At 70.7% G+C, this 24,706-nt stretch carries 22 protein-coding genes and 2 pseudogenes; 9 read left to right on the top strand and 15 right to left on the bottom strand.

From position 1 onward, the window contains the following. Window positions 1-21: 21 nt before the first annotated feature. Entirely contained in the window at window positions 22-2,094 is a 2,073-nt protein-coding gene (locus ACFPP6_RS02135) for a SpoIIE family protein phosphatase (protein WP_382036392.1), read from the bottom strand. Window positions 2,095-2,571: 477 nt separating this feature from the next. Here ACFPP6_RS02135 and ACFPP6_RS02130 point away from each other — a divergent pair, with 477 nt between their 5' ends. Further along, the gene (locus tag ACFPP6_RS02130) at window positions 2,572-3,252 is read left to right on the top strand and encodes an adenosylcobinamide amidohydrolase (protein ID WP_382036389.1); all 681 of its coding nucleotides are present in this window, start codon (window positions 2,572-2,574) and stop codon (window positions 3,250-3,252) included. A gap of 70 nt (window positions 3,253-3,322) precedes the next feature. Here ACFPP6_RS02130 and ACFPP6_RS02125 read toward each other — a convergent pair whose 3' ends face one another. The 3 genes from ACFPP6_RS02125 to ACFPP6_RS02115 form a co-directional block, all read right to left on the bottom strand. Continuing rightward, entirely contained in the window at window positions 3,323-3,496 is a 174-nt protein-coding gene (locus ACFPP6_RS02125) for a CsbD family protein (protein ID WP_382036386.1), read from the bottom strand. A gap of 87 nt (window positions 3,497-3,583) precedes the next feature. After that, window positions 3,584-3,760: a hydrophobic protein gene (locus ACFPP6_RS02120; protein ID WP_382036383.1), complete on the bottom strand. Its 177-nt coding sequence runs from the start codon at window positions 3,758-3,760 to the stop codon at window positions 3,584-3,586. A gap of 1,196 nt (window positions 3,761-4,956) precedes the next feature. After that, on the bottom strand, window positions 4,957-5,511 hold the full coding sequence (locus ACFPP6_RS02115; protein WP_382036380.1) for a hypothetical protein: 555 nt from the start codon (window positions 5,509-5,511) through the stop codon (window positions 4,957-4,959). Window positions 5,512-6,193: 682 nt separating this feature from the next. Here ACFPP6_RS02115 and ACFPP6_RS02110 point away from each other — a divergent pair. Continuing rightward, window positions 6,194-6,940 (top strand): hypothetical protein, encoded by a 747-nt coding sequence (locus tag ACFPP6_RS02110; RefSeq protein ID WP_382036377.1) that lies wholly within the window; start codon window positions 6,194-6,196, stop codon window positions 6,938-6,940. Between the two features lie 94 nt (window positions 6,941-7,034). On the opposite strand, the gene ACFPP6_RS02105 is transcribed toward ACFPP6_RS02110, so the two are convergent. From ACFPP6_RS02105 to ACFPP6_RS02095, 3 genes are all read right to left on the bottom strand, one after another. Further along, a complete protein-coding gene (locus ACFPP6_RS02105; protein ID WP_382036374.1) occupies window positions 7,035-7,562 on the bottom strand; it encodes a hypothetical protein in 528 nt (175 codons plus the stop codon). A 176-nt stretch (window positions 7,563-7,738) separates the two neighbouring features. Next, complete coding sequence (locus ACFPP6_RS02100; protein ID WP_382036372.1) at window positions 7,739-8,191, bottom strand: STAS domain-containing protein; 453 nt, start codon at window positions 8,189-8,191, stop codon at window positions 7,739-7,741. A gap of 946 nt (window positions 8,192-9,137) precedes the next feature. Further along, a complete protein-coding gene (locus ACFPP6_RS02095) occupies window positions 9,138-9,368 on the bottom strand; it encodes an e9imm peptide (RefSeq protein WP_382036369.1) in 231 nt (76 codons plus the stop codon). 60 nt (window positions 9,369-9,428) lie between these two features. Between ACFPP6_RS02095 and ACFPP6_RS02090 the strand changes: the two are divergent. Beyond that, a pseudogene (locus ACFPP6_RS02090) lies at window positions 9,429-9,647 on the top strand (Tn3 family transposase); the annotation flags it as partial. A gap of 100 nt (window positions 9,648-9,747) precedes the next feature. Here ACFPP6_RS02090 and ACFPP6_RS02085 read toward each other — a convergent pair. Continuing rightward, complete coding sequence (locus ACFPP6_RS02085; protein WP_382036368.1) at window positions 9,748-10,332, bottom strand: DinB family protein; 585 nt, start codon at window positions 10,330-10,332, stop codon at window positions 9,748-9,750. Between the two features lie 148 nt (window positions 10,333-10,480). Then, on the bottom strand, window positions 10,481-11,797 hold the full coding sequence (locus tag ACFPP6_RS02080; protein WP_382036366.1) for an MFS transporter: 1,317 nt from the start codon (window positions 11,795-11,797) through the stop codon (window positions 10,481-10,483). A gap of 89 nt (window positions 11,798-11,886) precedes the next feature. Here ACFPP6_RS02080 and ACFPP6_RS02075 point away from each other — a divergent pair, with 89 nt between their 5' ends. Beyond that, window positions 11,887-12,867: a winged helix-turn-helix domain-containing protein gene (locus ACFPP6_RS02075; RefSeq protein WP_382036363.1), complete on the top strand. Its 981-nt coding sequence runs from the start codon at window positions 11,887-11,889 to the stop codon at window positions 12,865-12,867. Window positions 12,868-12,884: 17 nt separating this feature from the next. Here the strand turns inward: ACFPP6_RS02075 and ACFPP6_RS02070 are convergent. From ACFPP6_RS02070 to ACFPP6_RS02060, 3 genes and pseudogenes are all read right to left on the bottom strand, one after another. Beyond that, window positions 12,885-13,193 (bottom strand): annotated as a pseudogene (locus ACFPP6_RS02070) (transposase family protein); the annotation flags it as partial. A gap of 129 nt (window positions 13,194-13,322) precedes the next feature. Next, window positions 13,323-14,189 carry a TauD/TfdA family dioxygenase gene (locus ACFPP6_RS02065; protein ID WP_382036360.1) on the bottom strand — a complete coding sequence of 289 codons (867 nt, stop codon included), beginning with the start codon at window positions 14,187-14,189 and terminating at the stop codon, window positions 13,323-13,325. Between the two features lie 383 nt (window positions 14,190-14,572). After that, entirely contained in the window at window positions 14,573-14,995 is a 423-nt protein-coding gene (locus tag ACFPP6_RS02060; protein WP_382036357.1) for a hypothetical protein, read from the bottom strand. Between the two features lie 180 nt (window positions 14,996-15,175). Here ACFPP6_RS02060 and ACFPP6_RS02055 point away from each other — a divergent pair, with 180 nt between their 5' ends. Together ACFPP6_RS02055 and ACFPP6_RS02050 are read left to right on the top strand one after the other, a co-directional pair. Continuing rightward, window positions 15,176-16,381: an ATP-grasp domain-containing protein gene (locus tag ACFPP6_RS02055; protein WP_382036355.1), complete on the top strand. Its 1,206-nt coding sequence runs from the start codon at window positions 15,176-15,178 to the stop codon at window positions 16,379-16,381. Continuing rightward, complete coding sequence (locus ACFPP6_RS02050) at window positions 16,378-18,078, top strand: IucA/IucC family protein (protein ID WP_382036353.1); 1,701 nt, start codon at window positions 16,378-16,380, stop codon at window positions 18,076-18,078. Before ACFPP6_RS02055 ends, ACFPP6_RS02050 begins: the two co-directional genes overlap by 4 nt. Window positions 18,079-19,127: 1,049 nt before the next feature. Here ACFPP6_RS02050 and ACFPP6_RS02045 read toward each other — a convergent pair. Further along, the gene (locus ACFPP6_RS02045; RefSeq protein ID WP_382036350.1) at window positions 19,128-19,730 is read right to left on the bottom strand and encodes a hypothetical protein; all 603 of its coding nucleotides are present in this window, start codon (window positions 19,728-19,730) and stop codon (window positions 19,128-19,130) included. Then, entirely contained in the window at window positions 19,727-20,614 is an 888-nt protein-coding gene (locus ACFPP6_RS02040; RefSeq protein ID WP_382036347.1) for a hypothetical protein, read from the bottom strand. The genes ACFPP6_RS02045 and ACFPP6_RS02040 overlap by 4 nt, the downstream gene beginning before the upstream one ends. A gap of 207 nt (window positions 20,615-20,821) precedes the next feature. Here ACFPP6_RS02040 and ACFPP6_RS02035 point away from each other — a divergent pair, with 207 nt between their 5' ends. Together ACFPP6_RS02035 and ACFPP6_RS02030 are read left to right on the top strand one after the other, a co-directional pair. Further along, the gene (locus tag ACFPP6_RS02035; RefSeq protein ID WP_382036344.1) at window positions 20,822-22,237 is read left to right on the top strand and encodes an FAD-dependent monooxygenase; all 1,416 of its coding nucleotides are present in this window, start codon (window positions 20,822-20,824) and stop codon (window positions 22,235-22,237) included. Between the two features lie 26 nt (window positions 22,238-22,263). Continuing rightward, window positions 22,264-23,718: an MFS transporter gene (locus ACFPP6_RS02030; RefSeq protein ID WP_382036341.1), complete on the top strand. Its 1,455-nt coding sequence runs from the start codon at window positions 22,264-22,266 to the stop codon at window positions 23,716-23,718. Window positions 23,719-23,770: 52 nt separating this feature from the next. On the opposite strand, the gene ACFPP6_RS02025 is transcribed toward ACFPP6_RS02030, so the two are convergent. Beyond that, the gene (locus ACFPP6_RS02025) at window positions 23,771-24,001 is read right to left on the bottom strand and encodes a hypothetical protein (protein WP_382036339.1); all 231 of its coding nucleotides are present in this window, start codon (window positions 23,999-24,001) and stop codon (window positions 23,771-23,773) included. Between ACFPP6_RS02025 and ACFPP6_RS02020 the strand changes: the two genes are divergently transcribed. Next, window positions 24,000-24,296 (top strand): hypothetical protein, encoded by a 297-nt coding sequence (locus tag ACFPP6_RS02020; RefSeq protein WP_382036337.1) that lies wholly within the window; start codon window positions 24,000-24,002, stop codon window positions 24,294-24,296. The two genes, ACFPP6_RS02025 and ACFPP6_RS02020, sit on opposite strands and share 2 nt — an antisense overlap. The last annotated feature ends 410 nt before the right edge of the window (window positions 24,297-24,706 follow it).

Here is a 24,706-nt window from a genome sequence, read left to right as displayed (position 1 = left end):
GCCGGAAGGACGCGGCTCGCGTCAACGTGCGGGCGTGGCTTGTGCGATGAGGATCGCGACGTCGTCGTGGTCGTCGGGGTGCCGCTGCGCGTGCAGGAGCCACTGGCAGGTGTCGTTCAGGGGCCGGCGCGGTCCGTCGAGGGTGTGCAGCAGGGTGTTCAGGCGCTCGTCGATGGGGTGGTGGCGGGTTTCGACGAGGCCGTCGGTGTAGAGGACGAGCCGGTCGCCGGGGTTGAGGTCGAAGGCGGTGGTGTGGAAGGGGACGCCGCCGACGCCCAGGGGCGCGCCGGTGGGCAGGTCAAGCAGCCGGGGCCGCTGACCGGCGGGAGCGAGGACGGGCGGGAGGTGTCCGGCGTTGGCGATACGGCAGCGGTGGTCGCGGGGGTCGTAGACGATGTAGATGCAGGTGGCGATGTAGTGCTCGAGCCCGTGGGTGATCTTGTCGAGGTGCTGGAGAACTTCGTCGGGGGCGAGGTCGAGGTCGGCGAAGGCGCAGGTGGCGGTGCGCAGGCGGCCCATGGTGGCGGCGGCGTCGATGCCGTTGCCCATGACGTCACCGACGACCAGGGCGGTCTTGCCGCCGTCGAGGGGGATGACGTCGTACCAGTCCCCTCCGACCTCGTGGGTGGCCTGGGCCGGCTGGTAGAGCGAGGCGACGTTCAGGCCCGCGAGCGGGGGCGGGTCGCTGGGCAGGAGGCTGCGCTGGAGGGTCTCGGCGGTGTTGCGGACGCTCTGGTGCCAGCGGGCGTTGTCGATGGCGACTGCGGCGCGTGCGGCCAGTTCCCCGGCAAGGAGGACGTCATCCTCGTCGAACGGGGACGGGTTGCGGGCACGCAGCAGGTCGAGAGCGCCGAGCACCTCGTTGCGGGCGATCAGTGGCACCGCGAGGTAGGAGTGCACCCCGGCCTGGGCCAACGCGGCCGCCGCCTCGGCATCGCGGGTGATGCGCTCCAGGTCACGGCCGTCGGCGTGGGCGACGACGACGGGCTGTCCCGTGTGGACGCACCGGGTGACCAGCCGGTCCGCACCGTACGCGGCGAGGTCGCCGACCTTCAGAGCGGTGGTGGCGCCGGTGGGGTAGGCGGCGGCCACGGCGAGTGCCCGGAACAGCTCCGGGCCCGGCTGGTGGGGGGTGCTGCGGCGGAAGGCCAGGACGTCGTCGAGGACGTCGACCGCAGCGACATCGGCCAGGTCGGGCACGGCGACCTCCACCAGCTCCTGGGCGGTGCGCTCCACCTCCAAGGTGGTGCCGACGCGGGCGGAGGCATCCGCGATCACCACGAGGCGCCGCCGGGCCCGGTCCGCCTCAGTGGCGGCCCGGTGGCGTTCGCTGACATCGACCACCGAATTCGCCACCCCCATCACCCGGCCGTCGGCGCTTTCGATCCTGTAGAACGACACCGACCAGGCATGGTCGTGATCAGGGTCCGCGGGAGTGCGGCCGACGGTGTACTGGTCGATCAGCGGAGTGCCGGTGAGCAGCACCTGGCGCAGTGCGGACTCGATGGTCTCCACGTCGAGGAAGGTCAGAATGTCGTGGGGGTGCCGGCCGATGTGGTCGGCGGCCGGGATGCCGTTGATGCGCTCGAGAGCCGGGTTGACCAGCAGGTAGCGCAGGTCGGGATCCAGCAGGGCGATGCCGATGGGTGCCTGGGAGACCAGCCGCTGGGACAGGGCCAGGTCCGTCTCGACCTGTTGCAGCGTGGTCTGGTCGGCGGCGATGCCCAGGGCGTAGACGTCGCCGAGGTCGTCCAGGAGTCGCATGTTGCGGAACTCCACCAGGCGTGTGGTCCCGTCCTTGTGCCGGATGGGGAACGCGCCGGCCCAGCTCGCCCCGGTGCTCATCACCTCGGCGAACAGTTTGATCACCATGTCCTTGTGTTCGTCGTGGACCAGCATGACCGCGTACTGGCCCAGGGCTTCCTCGGCGGTGTATCCGAAGACCTGGTCGGCCTGTGGGCTCCAGAACACGATTCGTCCCCGGAGATCCAGCACGACCGCGGCCACGCTGAGCAGATCGAGCAGCCCTCCTGGCGGCAACGGCCCCGCCCGGCGGTCCCGCTCCCCCTCATGAAACGGCTCGTGTGCACTCATCCTGGAAGGCTTCCTCCTTGGCGGATCCACGCCCGCAGGCGCGCGCCGGTCGAGGGCTTCTCTTCCATGCTGCTCCCCGAACCGGGCGCCTGCCGCCGATGGTGATCGGGTCCGTGGTGCTCCTGGCGGGCGTGAAGGAACCGGCACCGGCGCCTGGGCCTGTCGCCCGCCCGCAAGGCGAAGGTATGAGGTGACAGTGGCAGCCGATGACCCCGGCTCATTGCGCGTTCAACAACATTGGCCGGCGCCTTGCTGCCCGTGTAGGTGCGTGTACGTGCGTGTACGTGCCTACGCTGTCCCGATCACCAACCCGACGCCAAGGCGTGCAACCAGGGCGCATAGGAGGTGTACCGTCAGCGCCTGCGCTAAAGCCGCGCTCCCCATGGAGCCTGCGCATGGAGCCTGCGCATGGAGCCTGCGCGTCGGGCAACGGCCGTAGGATCACCCGGTCCACACCGCCGCTGGTCAGGAGTCCAGGTGCCCGCCGTCGTCCCCCCGCCCCGTACCTCTGCTGGTCTGCTGTCCACTCGGCTGCTGACCCGCGTCGAGGACGGCGAGGAGCTGCACGCGCTGCTGTGGGAGGCGGGCGCGGGATGGCGGATGGTCAGCAGTGCCGTGCTCGGCGGAGGCATCGGTGAGCGCGCCTGGCTCCTCAACGCTCAGGTATCACACGGCTACCGGCGCACCGACCCGGAGCGCCACCTCGCTGCCCTGGCCCGAGACGCCGGCGCCAACGGAACGGGGGTGGGGCTGATGACGGCCGCCGACGTCTCCCAGCATGTCTGTTCGCATGACGGCGGCGTCGATGCTGTGGTCACCGCGGGCGTCGAGGTGCGCGGGTGGGCCGCCTCACCGGCCCAGGGGGCCCCCGGTCCGACGGAGCCGGGCACGATCAACATCATTGCTGCTGTTCCGGTGGTGCTGTCCGACGCCGCCCTGGTCAACGCGGTGGCCACCGCCACTGAGGCCAAGGTCCAGGCGCTGCTCGATGCGGGCTACGACTGCTCCGGCACGCCCACCGACGCCGTGTGCATCGCCGCCCGCACCCCGCGCCCCGGGGAAGAGAGCCACGCCTTCGCCGGGCCCCGCTCGGTGTGGGGCGCCCGCCTGGCCCGCGCAGTCCACCGCGCCGTTCACCGCGCCGTCCAGGTGATGTGAGGCGCAGCCCGCGCACCCTGCGTGGGTAGGGCGGACGTCTCGCGACTGCCGGGCCCAAAGGGTGCAAGGGTCAGTACTTGAAGGCGTCCTTGGCCTTCTCGCCGGACTGCTTCAGGTTGCCTGCGACCCGGTCCGTTTTCCCTTCGGTCTGCAGCCGCCTGTTCCGGGTGGCCCGGCCGAAGCTTTGCTTGATCCTGCCGTGGAGTACCTGTTTCTTGTCCCTGATCTTCTTTGCGAGGTTCATGGCGGTCCCTTCTCTCGTCCGTCGGGTCGGCTTCCTCACGCGTGTTCTCCGTACAGAACGTCATTCCCGCACGGGGCCCGGTATGGATTACCGGCGATTCTTGGCGTACCGGTGTCCGCTGCCCTGGCGGCCACGACGGTGTCGGGCGAAACCCAGGATCCAGACGATCAGCACGACGGCCGCGGCGATCCACAGCAGGGGCACGACGAAGCCGAACCCGAACAGAACCAGGGCCAGCAGGAGAAGGGCGATCAAAATCATCATGGCCGGGCCTCCGGATGGGCCAGGGAGGATTCCCTGATTTTCGCGGGGTCCGGGCGAAGCTGGACGGGGGGCGCCGCCCGGAGGATGCCGGAGCGTCGTAGCCCTACGCCGTGGTGTTCAGTCAACGCCCGGCACCACTGCCTGTCAACGAGCCGGCGATACTGGCGTGTTCCGGCTCCGGGACCGGGACCGGCGGGGTTCGCAAGGCCCCTTCGGCGGCAGTATCCGGCGGGTCGGCCGGTAGCAGGACGTGGTCCTCCCACCAGGACAGGCCCATGACACCGGCGAGCAGGACGAAGGGGGTCAGAGCGGGGATGATCAGCACGTACATGAGTGCCGCCTGCCATCGGTTGCGCGTGACGCGGACGAGCGGCGGAACGCTGCCCGCGAGAGACGCACCGAGGCCGTGCCAGGATCGTGTCGGCGAGCGCGGGGCCGGCCCCGATCGTGAGGGGGAGGCTCCGGCACCGATGCGCAGCGTGCGCCCCTCAGGGGCGCGATCAGTGCTCGCTGCTGCCGGGGTCCCGGGCGGCAACGTGCAGGCTAGTCCTCCCCGCATCATCCGAACAGGCCTCTGGGACCGGCCTGTTCGGGCTCTGTCCACGGTGGACGGGCAGGACTACGCTGTGCGGTGAGGCCCCGGTCCCCCGGCAGTGTGAGATCCCCTCCGCTCCGAGGAGGCCCATGGCGCACAGGCGCCGGAATCTCACGCGCCACGCTCGGATACCTTCCCGCCCGCGAGGGTTACTGCCCACGCCTCCGCCTCGTGCCACGGCCCTGGTTTCCCGTCCCGGGTCCCTGCCAGGCGCCGGCGGCATGAGCCGCCCTTGATGCGCGAAGAGTGCCCGCAGGCCCCAGGGGCCGAAGCGGCAGAAGACCGGCGAGTTCCCGAACAGCCACCGTCCCGATGAAGGAAACACACGATCCACGTCTCGCGGGCCAAGGAAGAGAACTCCCCGGAGTTCGACAAGGACAAGCACCTCGGCGACACCGACTACCACCGCAGCGTCGGCTCTTACTACCAGCGCCCTCGCAGCTGACACCGCCTCGCGCTGGGCAGGACGGCAAGGACGGTGGGCGCAGACCGGGAATGCACCTGGTCCGCGCCCACCGCGTCCTTCGCGTCTTGACCGCCCCGCTGCATCCCAGCGGTTCGGGGGACGCTGTATCCCAGCAGGCCGGGGGGACGGGTTGTTTCAGCAGATGCCGCTGCCGGTGCCGGGGGTGCCGTGCGCGCCGTTGCCGACGCCGCCGGTCCCGCCGATGCCGCCGGGGCCGCAGTGGCCGAGCACGCCGGTGCCGGTGGTGCCGCTGTTGCCGCCGCCTCCGCCCGTTCCGCCGTCCCCGCCGTTGTTGTTGCTGCCGGTGGCCGCCCCGCCGGCCCCGCCATGACCGCCGGCCCCGCCGGTACTGACGGTGGAGTTGCCGCCGAGCCCGCCGACGCCACCCGCGGCACCGGCACTGCCGGAGGAACTCCCGACCCCGCCGACCCCGCCGACCCCGCCGGCTCCGCCGGCACCGCCTGCACCGCCGCCCCAGCCGTCTCCGCCCTTGCCGCCGGCACCGCCCGCACAGCCAGGGGCGCCGTCGCCACCGTCGGTACCGGGCCACCCTGCCGGGTGGGAGGGCGTGCCGTCGGCACCGTTGAGACCGTTGGTTCCGGAGCAGACGGCGACCGCTGGGGCCGTGCCCACAGCCAGGGCTGCGGCGGGCACCGCCGTGAGCATCACCGCGGCGAGAAGGGCACGCATGCCCGGCAAAGCTGTGGGTCGTCGTTTTTCACTCATGACGCAATCTCCTTTGGAGGAGGCGGGTTCGCGACCACGAACGCACTTGATGGCACGGTCGGTTGACGCTCACCCGGAAGGCCACGAACAGGGGAATTACGTAACCTCGACCCATTCCAGGTCATCCCTGAAGCCAATACGGATACAATGAATAAGCCAGACTCGGAACTTTGCGGAAATTAATTCTTTTTGCATTCTTGTATGCCTTTGCGTCCGTGGTATCAGATGCCGAACTACCCCCTCCAGGAGTTCGCGCCCGAGGCTGAATGCCATCACCACCTCAGATACGAGGTGCCAACGGATTACCGCCGACCCGATATCGGGAGCCAGGCCAAAGGCGCCACACCTGGGCGATCCTCCGCCGGCCCAGGTATCCGGGACCCCGGACCGGGCGGTGGGCGCGGAAGCGAGCGGTGGCCGATCGGCTGGCAGCCGAGCGCCCGCACTCGCGTTGCACGGTCAGCCCGTAATTCGGGAGTGCGGCGGCGGGAGTCCTCCCAACGACTCACTCTTGCTACGCATTTCCGTATATAGAGAAAAGCTGTCCGGCGTATTCCCTTGCGGGTCAAGGGGTACGTCTGAGCTCGCTGTGCATCGACGCAGCCACCCGCACCAGCGGGGCAGCCGAACTGGTTCCAGGGGGTTCATGAGAGTTCGTCGTGCTCTTCTCGCCCTTGCCGGGGCCGCTGTTCTGGCCACCAGCACGACCGTCCTCCTGCCCGCGACCGCCCAGGCCCGGATCATGGCCGTCGCCTGCGACGAGACATCACTGATCACCGCCGTGAACGCGGCCAACGCCGCCGGCGGCGGGACCGTGACCCTCACCCCGGGCTGTACGTACACCCTCACCGCCGCCCACGGCAACGACGGTGTCAACGGCCCCACCGGGCTCCCGATCATCACTACGCCCATCACCTTCGAGGGCAACGCCAACACCATCACCCGCGCCGGGGCAACCAACTTCCGCATCGCCCAGGTCAGCACCACCGGCGGGCTCACCCTCAAGGCCGTCACCCTCAGCGGCGGTCACGCGGCCACGAACGGCGGTGGCATCCTCAACTTCGGCGCGGTCACCCTCACCGGCAGCGAGCTGTCCAACAACGCCGCCGACGGCACCGGCGGTGGCATCCACAGCACCGGCGGAGCGGCAGCGGCCACCTTCACGAGCAGCAACGTCACGAACAACACCGCCCACCAGGCCGCCGGCATCGCCAGCGACAGCGCGACACTCACCCTCACCAGCAGCGTGGTCAGCGGCAACGCCGCAGGCACCAACCCCGGCGGTATCTACTACGTCGCCGGCACCGCAACGCTCAACACCTCCTCGGTGACCGCCAACACCCCCACCAACTGCACCGGCAGCTCCTCCCCCGTCCCCCGCTGCATCGGATAACACCACCCCGCCACGAGAGCGACACCGAGACCGGGCCGCCCGCTGCCGACGCAGGCGGCCCAGCCGGAGTGCACCTTCCGGCCACTGGTCGCCGTTACCTCACCCCGGGGCCCATGGCGTCCGCTCCACGGGGCGGCTCAGCGTCCGCATTGTGCACCAGGCCGTCCGGCTTCGCCGCGCTCCGCTCGCCGATGGGAAGGACCAGTACCCGCAGCACGGTGGGGCCGGGTGGCCAGCGGAACTCGCCGATGTCCTGCCACCCCCAGGACCGGAAGGCAGCACAGGACACACGGTCGGCCTGATCCACCAAGGTGGCACCGAGCGATGCCTGATGGCTGGTGAGCAGCCGTTCCTGAAGATGACCGGCGAGACCACGGTCGCGCTCATGCGGGTGGACCACGATCTCGCTGATCGCGAAGACACGCCCGGACGCGGTGAGCTGCTCGACGTCCTGCGGGAGCGCCCCGGAGAACCCCTGCCACCAGGAACCGTCACGCCGCACGGGAAACCCGAAGGCACACCCCACCAAGGCCGGTGCCTGCCCTGCCTGCGTGGCTTCCGCGATCATCATGTCGAACCCGGGCCGACGGACGTCATCGGCAAGGCGCCGCAGGAAGCTCACACGGCTGCGGTACTCCTCGCCGGGCTCCGTGTCGGCGGACTCCACGTACAGATCCGCCAGGTCCTCACGCTGGCCCTCGGCCTGCCAGCGGCTCAGCCCACGCAAGTACACCCCGCCCCCCGCCGTCGGTGCGTAACCCTCCAGCCTCTGGGCCTGCCCCGGCCCGGAGCGGGCCGTCACAGCACACCACCCCCGACAGCAGGCACCACAACACCCCGTCGTCCGATGGCCCCGTGCGCGGGGGAAGGCCGTGGTGGCGGAAGGCCTCCACCCGGGCGTTCCTGCAGGAGGAAGTCCACAGGGGCGGCCGGGAGGCCGAGGAGCAGGGGGCCGGAGCCGGTGAGGGTGAGGATCCGGACCAGCGTGGGAGGCGGGTAGTGCAGACGCAGGGACCCTCCGGCCGCGATGGTGTGGTGCGAGGCACGGAGGAAGGCGTTGAGGCCGCTGCAGTCGCAGAAGGTGACAGGGGTGAGGTCGACGTCGATGGTGCGGATGCCCTCGCACAGGCACCGCTCCAGCGTCTCGCTCACCAAGGGCGCCGAGACCTGGTCGATCTCACCGGCCAGGGTGATCAGCGTCCGGATCTTGTTGTCGTGCCGGTAGACGTTCAGCATCTGAAGGGCGGGCATGGCGCCTCGGTTCAGGAGACCGGCCGGGGCAGTGCCAGGTGAGGGTGCCGGGCTTCGGCACTTCCTGCTCTGCTCCCGGGTCATGGCTTTCGGACAGCAAGCGAACCGCTGGTCCAGCAGCCCGTGTTCCAGGGCCGAGGGCCCAGCTGGTTCCCCGCGGGCATGCCCTGAGCGAAGGGACGAACAGTCCTCTCCCCACGGGCACCGTGTGCCGAGCAACAGCGTGCCGCCGGGGTCCGGGGCGTCCACTCAGCAGCATAGACCCCGCTCCCGCCCCGGGAAACGGCCCCAAGCCGACAAGTTTCCACCGTCATCCGGCCCTCAAGTACCGAGGAGATCGTCCAGGAAGGCGAGCCGTAATCCAGCTCAGCGACTCCGGCTCAGGTCAGAGCCGTGCGGGCGTCCAGTTGATGCAGGCTCATCCGGGCCTGCCCCAGGGCGTTCATGCACGCACCGCTCATGCATTGATCGAGGCCGAGTTCGCGGCCCTGGGCTACGTTCGCCCTCAATCGCACCGACCACCGCAGCCACAGCGAGCAGAACGGCGCCATCGCCGCCTACATCCGCCGGCGCAATGCCAGGGCCGAACCCAAGACCCGAAAAGGGGGCCGGAACGGCAGAACACCAGGGCGAAACACCGTGGCAGAGCCTGCTCACCCGGCTGATGGAGGTGGTCCGGGAGGTGAGGGCCTGGGCCGCTCGCGGGGCGGGTGCACCAGCAAACTCCACCTGAGCGCGGGCGGCCGCCGCCGCCCGCTGTCCCTGGTCGTCACGCCAGGGCAGCGGGCGGACTGCACCCCCCTGCGGCGCCGTGGCAGAACGAGCGATCAACAGGCTGAAGCAGTCCCGGGCCGTGGCCACTCGCCATGACAAGCGTGGCCACGTCCTCCTCGGCACCGCCACCACCGCGGCTCTGCTCATCTGGCTTCGGAGTCGAGCCGCTGCCTCACAAAGGGATCGGCCGGTACGCCAGAGCCTGATCGACTACCTCGTCAGCCGAAAGCTCCCGCTCCGGCGGCCAGAAGATCAAGTCGCCGACATAACCGGACGGGCATGCCAGGGCTCTGTCCAGTCCGTCCAGCCAGCCGTCCACCTCGTCGTCCGAGGCGTAGTCCGCGTCCATGATCCGCTGCACGAGCGCGACCGCCTCCTCACGACCCATCTCCCCAACACTCATCACGCCCCTCCGTAGAGACCCTAACGGGACGCGTGATCGACCGGACAGCTCCTAGCGATCTCCCGCCACAAGCCGGCCCGGGACGTATGCCACGGCAAGCGCGGCACCATCCACCAGGCGTACCGGGACGGCGTGGAGGACCAGCTCGGCTCGCTCAGTCCGGTCCTCAGCACCATCGTGTTCTGGACGACCCGTTACGTCGACGCCGCCGGCGCCCTGCGCCCGCTGAGCGACGCGGACGCGCTCGAGTTGGACGAGGACGACGAAGGCGCGGACTGAACGCCCACATCGGGTGACGCGGGCATATCAGGTGGCCGGGTGCTCGGAAATCGCAAGCGCCGGTAGGGGGAGCTGATGCCAGGCTGCCAGATCTGTCCGACTAAGCCTTGATTGGTGCGGCCGTCCTGGCGGCCTGCTCGATCTTCGCGCGGTAGGCGGCACGGGCTTCCTCGTCGATCTGCTGCTCGTATTCGGCGCGCAATCCGGTCCGGCCGTCGAGGCCCTCGCGCAGGATATCGGCGTGCCCGGCATGCCGGATGGACTCGCCGAGGACATGGACCATGATGGCGAACAGGTTCGTGTTGGGATGAGGCTCCGGCCACCACGGCACGTGGCCGGGGGCGTCGAGGGGAAGCTCGTTGATCGTCGCGTCCGAGTGTTCCCACGTGCGCCGGTAGAACCCGATGATCTGATCGCGGGTCTCGTCCTCGGTGGCCCACTGATCGCTGCCGTTGGAGTCCTGCCACCGGGGCAGCGGTTCCGGGGAAGGGCGGTCGAAGACCTCGCCGAAGTACCTGGCCTCGACCGTGGCCACGTGTTTGACCAGGCCGAGGAGGTTGGTCCCGGTCGCTGTCAAAGGCCGGCGGGCGTCGTATTCGGACAAGCCGTCGAGTTTCCACAGCAGGGCCTCGCGGTCCCGCCGCAGTCTCCCGTGCAGGTTGTCCTTCGCGAATTCATCGATCATGCGGCATGAACCTTCCATGAGCTGTTCGTGGTCTCAAGATCCCGTACGTGGTCCGCAAAGGCCGGCAGAGCCGAGGCTTAGAGAGACGTGTGGGGTGGGGGTGGCGGTGGGGTGCGTGACGGCTCACGGCCGACCCGCCCTGCGACGGTTACTGCGCAGGAGAACTACGCGCATGCTGTTCGGTGCCGTTCTCCGATCCCGTTGAGCAGTTCGGGACGGGGACCGGGGAGGTGGGCGGGTGCCAGGTGAGAATCCAGCCGGCGGTAAGCACCGCCGCGCCGCCTGCCAGGGCGATTGCGCCGCCAGTTCCGATGCCTGCGGCCACCGAGCCGAAGCATGCCGGGGCGACGCCCTGCAGCGTCATGCTGCCGGAGCCGAGCAGGCCGAAGGCCTGGCCCTGGCCATCCTGCGGCAGGGCGTCCAGGAACGGCCGTTGCAGGCCGAGACCGTAGGCCAATCCGAAGCCGCAGAGCAGCAGCAAACAGGACGAGACGCCCACTCCGGGCTCGGTGGCGAAGCCGGCCAGCGGCAGTCCCGTCAGCGCAATCAACGGGACTACCACTCGCTCCCGGGTGGGTGGCCGTAGCAGTCGACCGACCAGCAGGTCACCGGCAAGCATGCCGACCGGCAGACAGCCCATCAGCACCGCGTACCAGCCGGGCGCGAAGTGGCGTCCTCCCGCGTAGGCGACGATCAGACCTTCCGCGCCCGCTACGAACGCGGGCGGTAGCCACTGGGCCAGCATCAGTCGTCGTACCGTGTGTCCGCGCAGCAGCAGGCCGGCACCGTGCAGGCTTGCCCGGACGGCCCCGCCATCGCCCCGAGCGCTGCCGGGTGTGCCGCCGAACTCTCCCGGCTCCAGCCGGGGTAGCCGGATGCGGATGGCGAGCGCGCAGCCGAGGTAGAGGGCGGCGCTTACCGCGAGCGCCCGGTGCGGGCCGAGTACCGCGACGACCGCACCTCCCAGTGCCAGACCGAACAATTGCGCGCCGGAGGAGGCGATGTTGTTCAGTGAACGGCCCAGTACATAGGCGTCGCCCTTTAGCCACTGCGCGACCAGCCGACTCGACGCGCCGCCGAACACCGGTGTGGCGAGGGCGACCAGCGCCACGACACCGAGGCTTGCTGCGATCGGCATCCGCACCAGGGCGAGCAGCAGGGCGGCGGCGGACTCCAAGGCGTAGCCGCGGGCGATGAGCGCGCGGGGCGGCAGTCGGTCGGCCAGTGAGCCCAGCAGCAGCGAGCCGAACAACTGCGGGAGAAAGCCGATGCCGAAGGCCAGTGCGCTCAACAGCGCGGAGCCGGTGGCCGCGAAGACCAGCACCGAGAACGTGGTGATCCGCAGCGAGCCCGCAGTGATCGCGACGGCGCGGGTCGAGAAGAGCAGCCGGAATCGTGGCTCGGCCAGCACCTCCCGGTAGGTGGCACGGTGGTTGCCCTGCGCGGGTTCGGCGGTTGGGGTCATGACGCCCAGCCTCGCCGTGCGCCCACACCACTCACCAATGATTCGTCGCTGGACGAATCGGAACAGCCGTCCGGCGGTAGCATCGCGGGGTGCTCCGTTTCGAAGTCTCCGTCGAGGACCTGCTGCGCAGCCGCTTCGCACTGTCGCCCGCGATGGACCTCTGCCTACTGCTGCGCTCGCTCGCCGGCCAGAACAGGTCGCTGCCGCGAGCCTGGGCCACCCGGCTCCTGCCGGCCTTTGAACGGCTTCGCCGCGAGACCGAACTGGACGCCGCCCTCGCCCTGCACACCCCGCAATCCGGACCGAACTTCGTCGCCCCGCCCCCGCGCGGCATCAACCAGACCTGGGCAGACGACCTGGCCATGATCCGGGCCACACCGCTGGAAGCGGCCCGCCACGAATTCGCCACCACCGCAACCGGCCCGTCCGCCCACGATCCCCGCGTACGCGCAGTGCTGGACTCCACGGACGCCGTCTCCAGGATCGCCGAGGCGATGGACCAGGCGTGGCACGAGCTGCTCGCCGCGGACTGGCCGCAACTGCGCGCGATCTGTGAGCGCGATGTCGTGCACCGGGTGGGTGTGATCGGCGAACACGGATGGGCCACGACCATCGAGAGCCTGCACCCGAGCATCGCCTGGCGCGCCGGCGGTATCGAGATCGGCTTCTTCCCCCCAGTCGGAAACGTCCGCCTCGCCGGCGACGGGCTACTGCTGATCCCTTCGGTCTTCGTCGCGAATATCGCCGCCCACCTGGAAGACCCCTGGCCCAGGACCTTGGTCTATCCTGCCCGCGGCACCGCCGCCCTCTGGGGAGAACAGGCGACCGTCCCCCAACCGGACGCGCTGACCGCTCTGGTCGGCCGGGCCCGAGCCCGGCTGCTGCTGGCGCTGGACGCCCCGGCCAGTACCAGCCACCTCGCCCGAAGCCTCGCCATGACACCCGGCGCGGTTGGAGACCACCTCGCCATCCTGCGAGGCGCGGGACTGCTCGTCCGCGCCCGGTCCGGACGGTCGGTGCTCTACCGGCGCACCCCGCTCGGCGAGGCGCTGGTCGCCGGTTCGGGCTGAGGGCTCGGATCAGCACTGTTTTTGAGGCGCCGCCAGCAGATGATCGCGCAGCCGAGGGTGAGGAAGGCCTGGTGGATGCCGGCGCGGATTTCCCAGCGGATACGCAGTCGGCGGAACCGGCGCAGAAGCGCGAAGGCCGCTTCGACGACCCAGCGGTTCTCGCCCGGGCCGCTTCCGTGCCCGGTGCCGCGCCGGGCGATGAGCGTGCGGATGCCCAGCTCACGGACCTGGCGGCGGTAGACGTTGTGGTCGTAACCGCGGTCGGCGCAGGGGACGTCGGGGCGCTGACGGGATCGTCCGCGCTTGCCGCGGATGGGCGGTACGGCGCCTCCTGTGAAACTCCACGACGTCGGCTTGGCCGCCGCCGCGGGCAGAGGTCGCCTCAACGCCCGACGAACATCCAGGTGACGCGGCCTGGTTCGAGACGCATTCGACACTGGAGGTTGAAGAACGGATCAGTCGGCCCATACCCGCACAAGGCAGCGGCCGGCGTGCGGTGGGGGCGGGTCGGCGAATGAAGTCCTGCCGTGGAGGATGGCCATGTTGTTCACCAGTAGCAGGTCACCGCGGCGGAGCCGCACGCGCAGGGCCATGCGAGGGTCCGCCAGGACCTCGTCGAAGGCGTCCAGAGCGGCAACCTGAGCGGTGGACAGTGGGATTCCGTGCTCTTGGTGGCCGCGGGTGATCCAGTACCGGTTGTACTGCACGTGCAGGCGACCGGCGCTGCGCCGGAAGACGGGGTAGATGTGTTCGAAGTCCGGCCCGCGGCCGAAGTGGAAGTCCTGGTAGAGGTCAGGAAGGACATCCGGTCGGGACCTGAGCAGTGCGTTGTGTACGGCGTGGCCGCTCACCAGCACCGATTCGCCGCCGTGGCGCGCCGGGCGGATGCACAGCATGCCCAGCAGCCGTGGAGGTCCGGGGAATTTCGCCCGGTCGGTGTGCAGGGCGAGGTCTTCCCCGGGGTGGTGCACGCGTGCCGGGGGCGCGGGGGCGGCGGCCGCATCCGTCACCAGGTGGTCGCCCGGGTGGTCCGGGTTCACAGGGCGCACGTCGCCCAGCGGTGCCATGAACCGCCGGCACACCACGACGCACTCGTCATCGGTCAACGTGTCAAGGCCGAGGCCGCGTACCACCGCCAGCCCGGGACCGCGGTTCAGGCACTGCGCGGCCCGGGCCGCGGGATCGGCACCCCCCTGGCCTGGGGGCGCGTCACCCGTGGCGCCCCCAGGCAGCAGAGGATGCACCGGAACCAGCCAGTCCCGTTCCTTCAGCGTCGCGCCCTGCCACACGGAGGGCCCCGCGACTGCAACCGGTGTGTCCATCAACGAGCTCCTTCCGGTCTTTCGGACCTTGCCACCGCCGGGTAGATCGGACCAGCACCTACGTCAGGGTGAGGTCATCTGATCTCCCAACGCTGGATGGCGAGGAAGGCTGCCACGGCACGTTCGATGCGATGCACGTTGGTCCCGGTGGTCGGGACGACACTGAGGTGGTCGCACTCGGAGCGGTAGAGAGGATACTCCTCGCAGGCCATGCGATGTCCGGTGATCAACGAGCGGTGGCGCTCCAACCGCCGCTGGAGTCCACGCCTTGCGGGCGATGTGGACGCCACCCCGCCTGCCCGTAGCTGTTTCCGCAAGTGAGGGGCGTCGTAGGCCCCTCGTCGCGAGAGGGCGTGCTCCCTCCGGGAAGGCGGGCAGGCGTCTCAGGGGCGGACCAGTAGGCCCACCGTGCCGAACGTGTGCGACGCCCCGTACTGCTCGTCGCCTCGGAAGGTGGCGACGTAGCCGTTGGTCAGAGTGCCGGCGCTCGCCGTGCCCAGTCGGAGGGGTCCGATGCACGCGGCCTCGCCCTCGGCGCCGGTGACGGCGCGGCAGATCTCGCTGCCGTCGGGGGTCGTGAACTCCACACGCTTACCCCTGAGCGGTTTGCCGGTCTCGGCGTCGTACAGAAAGGCCCTCGCGCCGATGGAGGGCGGGAAGAGGTTGGCGTTCGCGTTCTGGGCGGAGATGCGCGTCGCATGCGGTTCACGGGAGCCGTGCTCCCCGTGGGCCGAAGCGGCTTGCGTGCAGGACAGGACCGTGGCGGCGGCGAGGACCGCGGTGCCGAACCAGGACCGTACGGACATGGGGTCTCCTTGAGCGGCGGATTCCGGAGCTGAATGATCTGCTCCTCATACTGTTCGCCTAACGGTGCGATGCGGCGGAGGTTACGGGGCGAACGGACCGGGCGGCGCGGCGTGTGTCCGGCCAACTACCGCACTGCGTAGAAGGATTGACATGACCGGCACCAGTCCTACAGTTCCCTCGTGCTGTATTTGCTGGCGCTGCCCCCAACCGACTCCGTCACCGAGGGTTACCTCCCGGCTGCCGCCCGGCTGGGGCTCGACGTCACGCTGCTCACCGACGCACCCGAAGCACACCGACGGGCCTACGCGGGGCGCGGCGGGGACGCGTGGCCCCGGATCCATATCGTCCCCTGCGAGGTACGCGACTTCCGCGAGGTGATCGCCCGCATCGCGGCGCTCGACCGCCGGCCGGAGGCCGTGTTCACCAACAGTGACCACCTCCAGGTGCAAGCTGCGCTCGCTGCCGAGTGGTTCGGCCTGCCGGGCAAGGACTGGCGGGCCGCGCTGCTCACCAAGAACAAGGCGCAGATGCGGCGGGCCCTCGCCGAGGCGGGGCTGGAGACCGTATGGAGCGCGGAGTTGACCCGGCCCGGGGACGCGGAGGATGTCCGGCCGCCCTTCCCCTGTGTGGTCAAACCCCGCGAAGGGGTGGCCAGTGAGGACGCCGAGCTGGTCGAGGACCGCGCGGAACTGCTCCGCCACTGCCAGGACGTGTGGTCCCGGCGGCCCGGCCTGCCCTTGGTCGTCGAGGACTACCTGCCGGGGCCGTTGCGCACCCTGGAGACCCTGGGGGACGGACGCGTCCTGCACATCCTCGGTTCCTTCCATGAAGTGGATGTCGTGCCACCGCACTTCGTCCTGCGGCGCGCCGATCTGCTGCCCGCGCCGCCCCGGACGCACGTGGAGCAGGTCGTCGCACGGCTCGAGGCCCTCGGTGTCGGGTTCGGCGCCTGCCACACAGAGTTCGTGGTCCAGGGCGAGCGGGTCCGCGTGATCGAAGTCAACTACCGCTCCGCCGGCGACCAGGCCGACCTCGGTCTCGCCGAAGCGCTCGGTATCCCCTTGTTCGAGCACGTCCTCGGCACCCACCTCGGCCACCTGCTCCCGGCCGACCTCGGCGCACGGCGAGCGGGACGGCTGCTCCGTATCGAGACCGTGCATGCCGAGCGCGCCGGAACCCTCACGTCCGCACCGGGGCCCGTGGAGTGGGACCGGGACGGGGTGCGGCTGGTCTACCGGCCGCAGCGCAAGATCGGCGAGGAGCACCCACTTCACCACTCCGATCGCGACCACCTCGGCATCATGCGGGCCACCGGACCCGACCAGGACCGGATCGGACGTGTCGTGGCAGCGTTCCTCGCCGCCCATCGCTGGGAGATCGCGTGACGGCGGAGGAGGACGAAATCCTCGCCCGGGCCCTCGGCGCCCTGCTGCGGGAAGACCCGTATGACCTGCGCCCCGGGGCGGTCGTCGAGCAACGGCCCGACGGCGACTGGCTCGTCCTTCCCGAGGTGGACATTCCCGTACGTCCCGACGGCTTCCAGTGCGAGGTCCGGGTTCGCCCGGTCCCCGGCCTCGGTGCCGTACTGGACCGGCTGCGCGAGGGCGTGGCCGAGCGGGATCTGCCGGGCTTCGACGCCTTCCGTGCCGAATGCGATCAGGCTGTGGCCATGGCCCGGTTGCAGCGGCGGGAGCGGTCGCGCGTGGTCGCGAGGCTGACCGAGGAGCACGGGCCCGTGGAGGAGTGGACGGGGGTGCGGGGTTCCCTCGCATTCGAGGCACTGGCCGCCTTCCGGGACCATCCGGTCTACCCCACCGGTCAGGTGCGCAGCGGTCTCGACGAGCGCCAACTCCTCGCGTACGCACCGGAATTCCGGCCTGTGTTCGGCCTGCGATGGCTCGTTCTGCCGGGTGACGCGCTGACCCTCGGACGGCGGGCCCGGCTGCCGCGCTGGTGGCCGACCCCCGCTTCCCTCGGCCTGGCCCGGTCCGGCGACGGGTACCTCGCGCTGCCCGTCCACCCGCTCACCGCCGAGGGCCCCCTCGCCGAGGCCGTCACCGGCGCCGGCCTCGGCGGCAGCGCGCGGCTCGCCGGGACGACGTGGCCGGCCGTGGTCCCCACGCTGTCCATGCGAACCGTCGCCGTTGTCGACGACCCCGGCGTCCACATCAAACTTCCCCTGGCCACGTCCACCTTGGGACTGCTCAACCGGCGCACCATCAAACCGGGTGTCCTGCCCGGCGGAGAGTGCGGGCAGCGACTGGTGGCGGAGATCGCTGCCCGTGAGCCCCGCTTCGCCGACGCCGTGCTGTTCACCGATGAACGCACCCACCTCGGCGCGGGCCACGAACTGCTCGCCGCGCTGGTCCGCCGCTACCCGTCCGGCCTCGACGACGTCCACGTGGTGCCGGTTGCCGCCCTGCTGGCCACCTGCCCCGACGGCCGTCCCGTCGTCGACGTGCTCGCCGAACGCCACTACGGGGGCTCGGCGGTCGCGCTGCTCGACGCCTACCTCCGGCTGCTGCTGGACTGGCACACCACCCTCTTCTCCTATGGCATCGCGCTGGAATCGCACCAGCAGAACACCTCGATCGTCCTCGACGGCCACGGCGGCCTCCCCCGGATGCGGCTGCTGCTCAAGGACAACGACGGGCCACGCGTACACCCTGCGCGCCTTGCCGCACGGATCGGCGAGGCGGCAGCCGCCGGCCTGCTGGGCTTCACCGACCCCCGAGTCCTCGTCACCGACGACGGCCCGCTGGCAGACCTGTTCACGACCGTGACCGTTCATCTGTGTGCGGCTGCCCTTGCCTTCGAACTGGCCGAACGCGGCCGGGGCCCGTTGGACACCTGGCTGGGGCTCCTCCGGAACCGGCTCACCGAAGCCGTCGACCGGCTTCCCGCGGGACCGGCCGCGGTGCTGCGCGCCCGGGTGCTCAAGGCGCCCCGGCTGCCGATCAAGGCGATGGTCACCGCCGGTACGCTGTTCAGCAAGGACCGCTCGGGGGCCGTGGACATCAACAAGTTCTACGTGGACGGGCCCAACTACCTGCTCCCCACTGATTCAGGGCGGCCGGCATGACCACCGTCCCCCGGCCCACAGCATGTTGTCCAATTCCGCGGTACATACGACGGACCACCCGCTGACCGGCGGCTCCTCCTCGGTTCCGGTGATTCCGATCGACGCGCGGTCAAGGGGAACCCGGTCCGCCATGGGGGTGACGACCCGCAACAGCCCTCCGGGGGCGAGCGGGCCGCGGACCTGGTCGAGGAAGCGCGCTCGGCCCTGATGGAGGCGTAGACCAGCCGCGCTGTGATCAGGGCATAGGCATTCTCCGGCAAGGGCGGTGGGTGCGGAGCTTCGATGTCACCGCAGCAAAACGTGAGCCTCTCATCTGCCTCGTCGGCGGCGGGGGCGATCACGGTGGGTGCCGTCGCCGCTTTCGACGCCGAGAGCGTATCGGCCCCGGCCGGGCCCTGCGTGCCGTTCGAGGGGTGAGGCCTCCGTCTCGTCGAGAGGGCTGTACCGCGGGTCGCGATGCGGGATGCGGACCGCGAGTGCGGCCGCCGCTCGATCCGCCGGCTGACGCACCACCCGGACGCCCGGACGCTCAGGACAGCCGCAAGGACGGCGTCGGAGATGTCCCGGCAGCCCACGGGCACGGCGGATCTGTCCGGCGATCACCTGGCGCGGGCCCGCCTGGGGGAGGAACACGTCAGGGAGGCGGAGACCGGCTTCCGGATGGGGCATCCGTTGCGCGCCCTGCGCGGGGAGCCGAAGCCGGCCCACGACCCGGCCGTGACCACGATGACCGAGCGGCGGCGGGCGAAGGCCGCCGGGCTGAGGGCTCTGGACGGGGACGAGGCGGCGAGACTGAGCCTTGCGCACATGGGTACACGGACACTGGAGCGGTTGGCGGCCACGAGCGTCGAGGACCTGGTGGTGGCCTCGCGGACGGCCACTGGACGCGCCGCGGCGGGGGCCACCCGAGCGTCACCGAGGAGATCCGGGAGGCGGTCTTCGCCGTCCGGTGGGAGTGCCCGCGGCACTCGCGGATCAGCATGGGGAGGTGTCCGGGGTCGCGGGCGGGACTCGTGAGTTGACCGGTGGGCTCCGAGACGAGCTCGTACTCAGACCCGGGTGATGGTCACCGTGGTGGGGCCGGAAGCGGAGGTGAGGCCTTGAGGGGTCGGACAGGCGGCTTGTCGGGAGGCGAGCAGGGTCACCTCGGTGACGACGGTCGCCCCCTTGAAGACGCCATCGGTGATGGTCCCCGTGCTCACGGTGACGATGTTTCCATTCGGCCGTACGGCTGCCAGGCTGTGGATCGAGGCGGTCGACGTCATGCCGCCGGCGTCGCCGTGATGGGGGGACGTCTTCCCCTTGCGCTCCTCCCCCTCGTCGTTGCCCCAGTGGAAGGTGAGGGTGCCGCCGGCGGGCCCCAGGAGGCAGGACAAGGCGCCGGTGGAGTCTCCGCCGAAGGTCGCGGAAGTGAACCTGCTGTCCGTCGAGAGAGGGCATCCGACGACTGCCCGGGACGTGACGGAGGTGGCTCTCGGCGTGAAGGTCAGCCCCGGTGCGTAGGAGGCGGCGACGGTGCCGGCGCATGCCAGGAGGGCGCCGGTCGGCCGGTCGTCGGCATGCGCCGTCTGGGCCGTGGGCGTGAGCGTCGCCGCCATGACGGCGACCACCGCGGCGAGTCCGTGGGGTTTGCGCGATCCTGTGGTGTTCACACGGTCCCTTTCCTCGGTCCCTGGTTCTCGGGTGCGGTGCGGTGAAGGGTGACGGTGACGGCGCTCTGCTGGTGGTCCGTCGCGGTGTAGACGCGGCCTTCGTTGGCGACTCCGAACGGGGCCAGGTCCACCAGGCCGCGGGTCAGGTGGGCTCCCTCGACGCGGACCTCCGCGACCTCCGGGCAGGCGTCCAGCACGGCGGCGCCCAAGTGGTGGAAGGTGTGCTGACTGGAGCGGCTGGTGTGCTCGCCGAAGGCCTTGACGACGGCCTGTTCGGCGCGGGCACGGCACTGGCGGTGGTCGGTGCCCGTCCCGGCGTGCCGCCACGTCACGTTCATCCGGGCGCCGAAGACCCGATCGGTGACGGCCTGTGTGGTGGTGTAGGCGTCGCGGGCGAAGCCCGTGAACGTCGCGCCGCCGGTCGCGAAGAGTTCCATGTTCAGCAGGCCGCTGCGTACGACGGGTTCGCCGTGACGCGGGAGCGTGAGGTGAACGTGATCCTGGTGGCGGGCGGGGGCGGAGAAGTGCTGGGCCGAGGTTGTCGGCGGGTCGGACAGGAGCGGGGAGAACTCGGAGGCGGTCAGGCGCACATCGGCGGTTCGGACGCGCGTCGTCGCGGTGAGAAAGCGCTCGGCAAGCGCGAGCGCATACGATTCGGGCTCCGACGCCGCGTGCTGGGCGCCGATCGCCAGCACGGAGTTGCTGATCGAACTCACGGGGACGAGACGGGTGTTGTCTCCGTCCCTGTAGACCTCGGGGTGGTCCATCAGCAGGCGGACGTCTGCCCGGAACCGGCGTACCCGCTGCCGAGTGCCGGACCGGTCCACGAGGAGGAATTCGATTCCGCATTCGCCGTAGGCGTGATCGCCGATGGAATGGCCCATCGTTCTCCGTTCGGCTGGACGACGAGAGCGCGAACGTGCCGGAGTCACCTTCGCAGGAGCCTCTCGGACGGTCAACGGGCCACATGGAAGTAGGACAATCCTACCGCCCGTGAATCCATCGGCCGGTTCGAGCCGGTCTGGACACGTGCGGTGGCGGATGTCAGCCTGGACCGGTCAACGGGAGGACACACAAAAGGAATTCACTGTATGGCCGACGCCACGCCCTTGCCCGACGCGGTTCAGGTGGCCGTGGTCGGCGGCGGACCCGTCGGTCTGCAGTTGGCCGGGGAGCTGGGTCTTCGGGGTATCAGCTGTGTCGTGCTCGAACGGGATGTCCGGCTGTCGCAGGCGACCCGCGCACTCGTCCTGCACTCCCGGACCCTGGAATTCCTCGACATGCGCGGAATCGCCGAACCCTTTCTCGCCCACGGGCACCGCTATCGACACTACCCCCTGGGTTCCGAAGGGTCCGTCGCGCATTTCGCCGCCCTGGACAGCCCCTTTCCTTATGCGCTCGCACTGCCTCAGCACCGCACCACAGCGCTGTTGGAGGCATACGCCCTCAAGAACGGCGCACTCATCGCCCGCGGGGCGGAAGTCACCGGAATCAGTCAGGACGAGGAAGGCGCCGAGCTGACCGTCCGGCGTGCGGGCGGTGTGCGGCGGATACGTGCCGACTACATCGCCGGGTGCGACGGCGCGCGAAGTGCCGTGCGCCGGCTGTCGGGCATAGCCGCGTCGCACACCGTGCACCCCTACGACGTCATTTCGGTCGACGCACAGCTCGACTTCGAGCCGCAACAGCCGTGGAGCCGATGGGGGTCGGACGGCATGGTCCTGCTCCTGCCGTTCGGCGACGGACGGTGGCGCGTCATCCTCTACCCCTACCGTCGCCCCGAGGCCGGTGACGCACGGGCCGACGCCCCCGACGCGGCCTGGGTCCAGGCGCTGCTGTACCGGATCGCGGGCCGCGAGCTCGCACTGCACGAGATCGAGTGGCTCAGCCGCTATCGCTGCGAGCACCGCCACGCGGCCCGGTACCGGCGCCACCGCGTCGTGCTGGTGGGCGATGCCGCCCATGTCCACCCACCCACCGGCGGCCAGGGCCTCAACACCGGCCTGGCCGACGCCATGAGCCTGGGATGGCGCCTCGCGGCGGCGGTCACCGAGCCCCGCCACGAGGTCCTGCTCGATGCCTACGCCGAGGAACGGCGTCGCTCCGCTACCCACGTCATGCGGCTCACCGCCGCCATGCTCCACTTCAACGCGCTGCCCTCGCCCTGGGGGCACGCACTCCGCGCCGTCGTCCTCACCACCCTTCGCCCGCCCCTCCCGCGACGACGCCTCGCCGCTCGCCTGGCCGGCCTGCCGGGGAGCGCCGCACGGCGCGGCACATGCGTCCGCAGCGGCGCGCCGGCCCCCGATGTGCCGCTGCTGGCCACGGCGACCACCGCCCCCGGCAGGCTGTTCGAGGCCCTCAGAGCAGGCCGTCATGTGCACCTGACCTCCACCCGTGGCACACCGGATGCCCGAGCGCCCGGCATCACGATGCCCATGGTGACCGTCCGGTCCGCGGCCGGCCGGCAGCCGTGCATCGTCCGTCCGGACGGGCACTATCTGTGAGTCCCGGATCCGTGCATCCCGGATCTGTGAGTCCCGGCCCACCGGACGACTCCCGGGCCCGGACGGCGACGCCCGGCCGCGTTCCCTGTCTCGCCCCCTTCGCCTGCCACGCGGCACTGCTCTGCGGAGCGCTCGCCATCGCCTCCGTCACGGCGGCCGTGCCCACGGTCGCGGCCGACCTGGAGATGAAGCCCGTCCAGACCCAGTGGTTCGCCGCCGCCTATCAACTCACCTGTGGCCCTCTGCAACTCGGGGTGAGCCACTTCGCCGATCGGTACGGTGCCCGCCGTATCCTGCTCGTCGCCCTGGTCACCTTCGCCGCGGCGAGCCTGCTGGCCACTGCGGCAACCACCACCGCCGTCCTCATCGCCGCCCGACTGGTCCAGGGCGTCGGCGGTGCCGCCCTCTCGCCCGTCAGCCTCGCCCTGCTGCTCACCCTGCGCGGGAGAACGGAGAACGAGCCGCATGCCGTCGCGGGGTGGGTCTCCACTGCCGCCGCGGCCGCCTGCCTCGGGCCGGTACTGGGTGGCCTGCTCACCAGCCTGCTGGGCTGGCGGGCGGCCTTCGGCGCCCTCGCCCTTCTCGCGACCGCCAGCGCGGGCTGCGCCCTTCACGCGCCCGGCGGCCCCGGAACCTCACCGACATCGCCCCGGCAGGCTATGGACGTCGTCGGAATCGCCCTGTGCACGGGGGCCGCTGTCGCCGCGCTGATCACGCTGATCACGCTGACCGCTCCGACGGTCACCGCTTCCGCACCGGTACAGGCGTCGACCGGGCTGCTGACCGCGACATTGACCGGCCTTCTCGTCCTCCGGACGCGACGTCACCCCCAGGGTGCTCTGGACGCCGGGTTGCTGCGGCAGGCGGTCACGCGCCGAGCCCTGCTCGTCCTGCCGGCACTCTTCGGCGCGAACTCCGCCTTCACCTTCCTCACGTACTTCACTCTGACCCGCGCATACGGTCTGAGTCCGCTCTCGGCGGCGCTCGTCGCACTGCCCGCCGCGGCCCCCGCCGTCCTCACCGCGCGCCTGGCCGTCAAGCGGACCGGTGAACACCGGGACGGCGCACCCCTCATGCGAACCGGGCTCATGTGCGTCGCGGCCGGCATGCTCATCAGCGGCTCCGGGCAGCGGCACCCCGCGCCCCTGTGGTTGATCAGCGGCGCGTGCGCCTTCGTGGGAAGCGGCCTGGGACTGGCCAACGGCGCCGCCATGACCGTGATCAGCCGCGGCCGCACGCCCCACGGCACTGCGCGAGGGGCGGCGACGGCGACGACGTTCGCCATGCTCGGCGGCGCGACGGGGCCGGCGGCGGCAGGAGCCGCACTCGCCCTGGTCGGGCACCCTCCCCGGACCTGCGGGGCATCGACCTGCGACGCGCTCGGCACACCACAGGGCACCCAACTCGCCCTTGCTTTCCTCGGTTTGCTCACTGCCGCTATGGCTTTCGCACTGACGAGCAGGCGACACGGGCGGACGTGACCGCATCACCTGGGCCGTGCGCCACGGACACCGACCACACCGACCTTCGCCTTCAGAACCTGCCGGATCGCTTGGGGAAGCAGTCCTCCAGCACGCCTTCGCGGTGGACGTCGAGCGTGGCGCAGCGCAGTCCGTCGCCGAAGGGGGCCACGTCCCAGAACGGCACGGGCACGACCTCGAAGCCCATCCGGTCGAGCTGTTCCATCTGCGCGGTCCCGCTCGCTTCCCCGCAGACCGTCCCGGGGTCCAGGACCAGCACGTACATCGACACCCAGCGGCCCATGACCCTCGTCGGAGCTCCCGGCCCGCACAACGACGTCTTGTACGCCGGGCACAACGGCCTTCCCGGCGCCCCGGGCGCGGGCCAGCGGATGGGCCAGGCCGTCGGCGTCTCCCCGACCCACATCTATGTGGGCATGCCGACGGGCCCGAACGCGCAGGGCGCGGCGTACGCAGTGCCGTGGCGGAACGTCACCTCCCACGACGCCTCCGGTGCCGACCAGCCGGTGACGGTGTATCAGCCGGGCAAGGACGGCATCCCGTCCGGCGGCAAGGCGTTCGGAGCCGTCATCCGGTAACACCGCCCCGGCCGAACAGGTCAGCGGGCCTCGTCCTCCATGGGGGAGGACGAGGCCCGCGTACATGTGTCTGCTGTTCACCGCCCGCTCGGCCGGGGGCGCCGGGCCACGACCGGCAGGGTGAGGGTGACCGTCCACTCCCTTTCGCCGTGACCGTCGACCGGGCCTCCAGCGTGCCTCCCATCGCTTCGGCAAGGTCCCGGGCCTGCCCCGCAAGGAAAGGTCTCCGGCCTGCTCGCCCCTTCGCTGCCAGCAGCAGCGGTCGCGTCGCCCGCCTGTTCTCCGGCACAGGCCACGCGAATGACCAGCCGGTCTTCCGGCGACCGGGCCGTGAGGGCGGGCGAGCGGCCGGAATCACCACGGCGCAGGGCGTCCACCACCACGGTCGTGAGAACGCGAGCGAGAACAGC

Source organism: Streptomyces aureoversilis, from assembly GCF_042657885.1.
Classification (GTDB): domain Bacteria; phylum Actinomycetota; class Actinomycetes; order Streptomycetales; family Streptomycetaceae; genus Streptomyces; species Streptomyces aureoversilis.
Note: the sequence above shows the minus strand (reverse complement) of the source record. Positions and strands in the feature narration are given on the sequence as shown.

Excerpts from the sequence above, each read along its gene's own strand:
- ACFPP6_RS02135 (WP_382036392.1), bottom strand. The coding sequence starts at position 2,094 with ATGAGTGCACACGAGCCGTTTCATGAGGGGGAGCGGGACCGCCGGGCG.
- ACFPP6_RS02125 (WP_382036386.1), bottom strand. The coding sequence starts at position 3,496 with ATGAACCTCGCAAAGAAGATCAGGGACAAGAAACAGGTACTCCACGGC.
- ACFPP6_RS02120 (WP_382036383.1), bottom strand. The coding sequence starts at position 3,760 with ATGATGATTTTGATCGCCCTTCTCCTGCTGGCCCTGGTTCTGTTCGGG.
- ACFPP6_RS02115 (WP_382036380.1), bottom strand. The coding sequence starts at position 5,511 with ATGCGTGCCCTTCTCGCCGCGGTGATGCTCACGGCGGTGCCCGCCGCA.
- ACFPP6_RS02110 (WP_382036377.1), top strand. The coding sequence starts at position 6,194 with ATGAGAGTTCGTCGTGCTCTTCTCGCCCTTGCCGGGGCCGCTGTTCTG.
- ACFPP6_RS02100 (WP_382036372.1), bottom strand. The coding sequence starts at position 8,191 with ATGCCCGCCCTTCAGATGCTGAACGTCTACCGGCACGACAACAAGATC.
- ACFPP6_RS02095 (WP_382036369.1), bottom strand. The coding sequence starts at position 9,368 with ATGAGTGTTGGGGAGATGGGTCGTGAGGAGGCGGTCGCGCTCGTGCAG.
- ACFPP6_RS02085 (WP_382036368.1), bottom strand. The coding sequence starts at position 10,332 with ATGATCGATGAATTCGCGAAGGACAACCTGCACGGGAGACTGCGGCGG.
- ACFPP6_RS02080 (WP_382036366.1), bottom strand. The coding sequence starts at position 11,797 with ATGACCCCAACCGCCGAACCCGCGCAGGGCAACCACCGTGCCACCTAC.
- ACFPP6_RS02065 (WP_382036360.1), bottom strand. The coding sequence starts at position 14,189 with ATGGACACACCGGTTGCAGTCGCGGGGCCCTCCGTGTGGCAGGGCGCG.
- ACFPP6_RS02060 (WP_382036357.1), bottom strand. The coding sequence starts at position 14,995 with ATGTCCGTACGGTCCTGGTTCGGCACCGCGGTCCTCGCCGCCGCCACG.
- ACFPP6_RS02040 (WP_382036347.1), bottom strand. The coding sequence starts at position 20,614 with ATGGGCCATTCCATCGGCGATCACGCCTACGGCGAATGCGGAATCGAA.
- ACFPP6_RS02035 (WP_382036344.1), top strand. The coding sequence starts at position 20,822 with ATGGCCGACGCCACGCCCTTGCCCGACGCGGTTCAGGTGGCCGTGGTC.
- ACFPP6_RS02020 (WP_382036337.1), top strand. The coding sequence starts at position 24,000 with ATGACCCTCGTCGGAGCTCCCGGCCCGCACAACGACGTCTTGTACGCC.
- ACFPP6_RS02025 (WP_382036339.1), bottom strand. The coding sequence starts at position 24,001 with ATGGGCCGCTGGGTGTCGATGTACGTGCTGGTCCTGGACCCCGGGACG.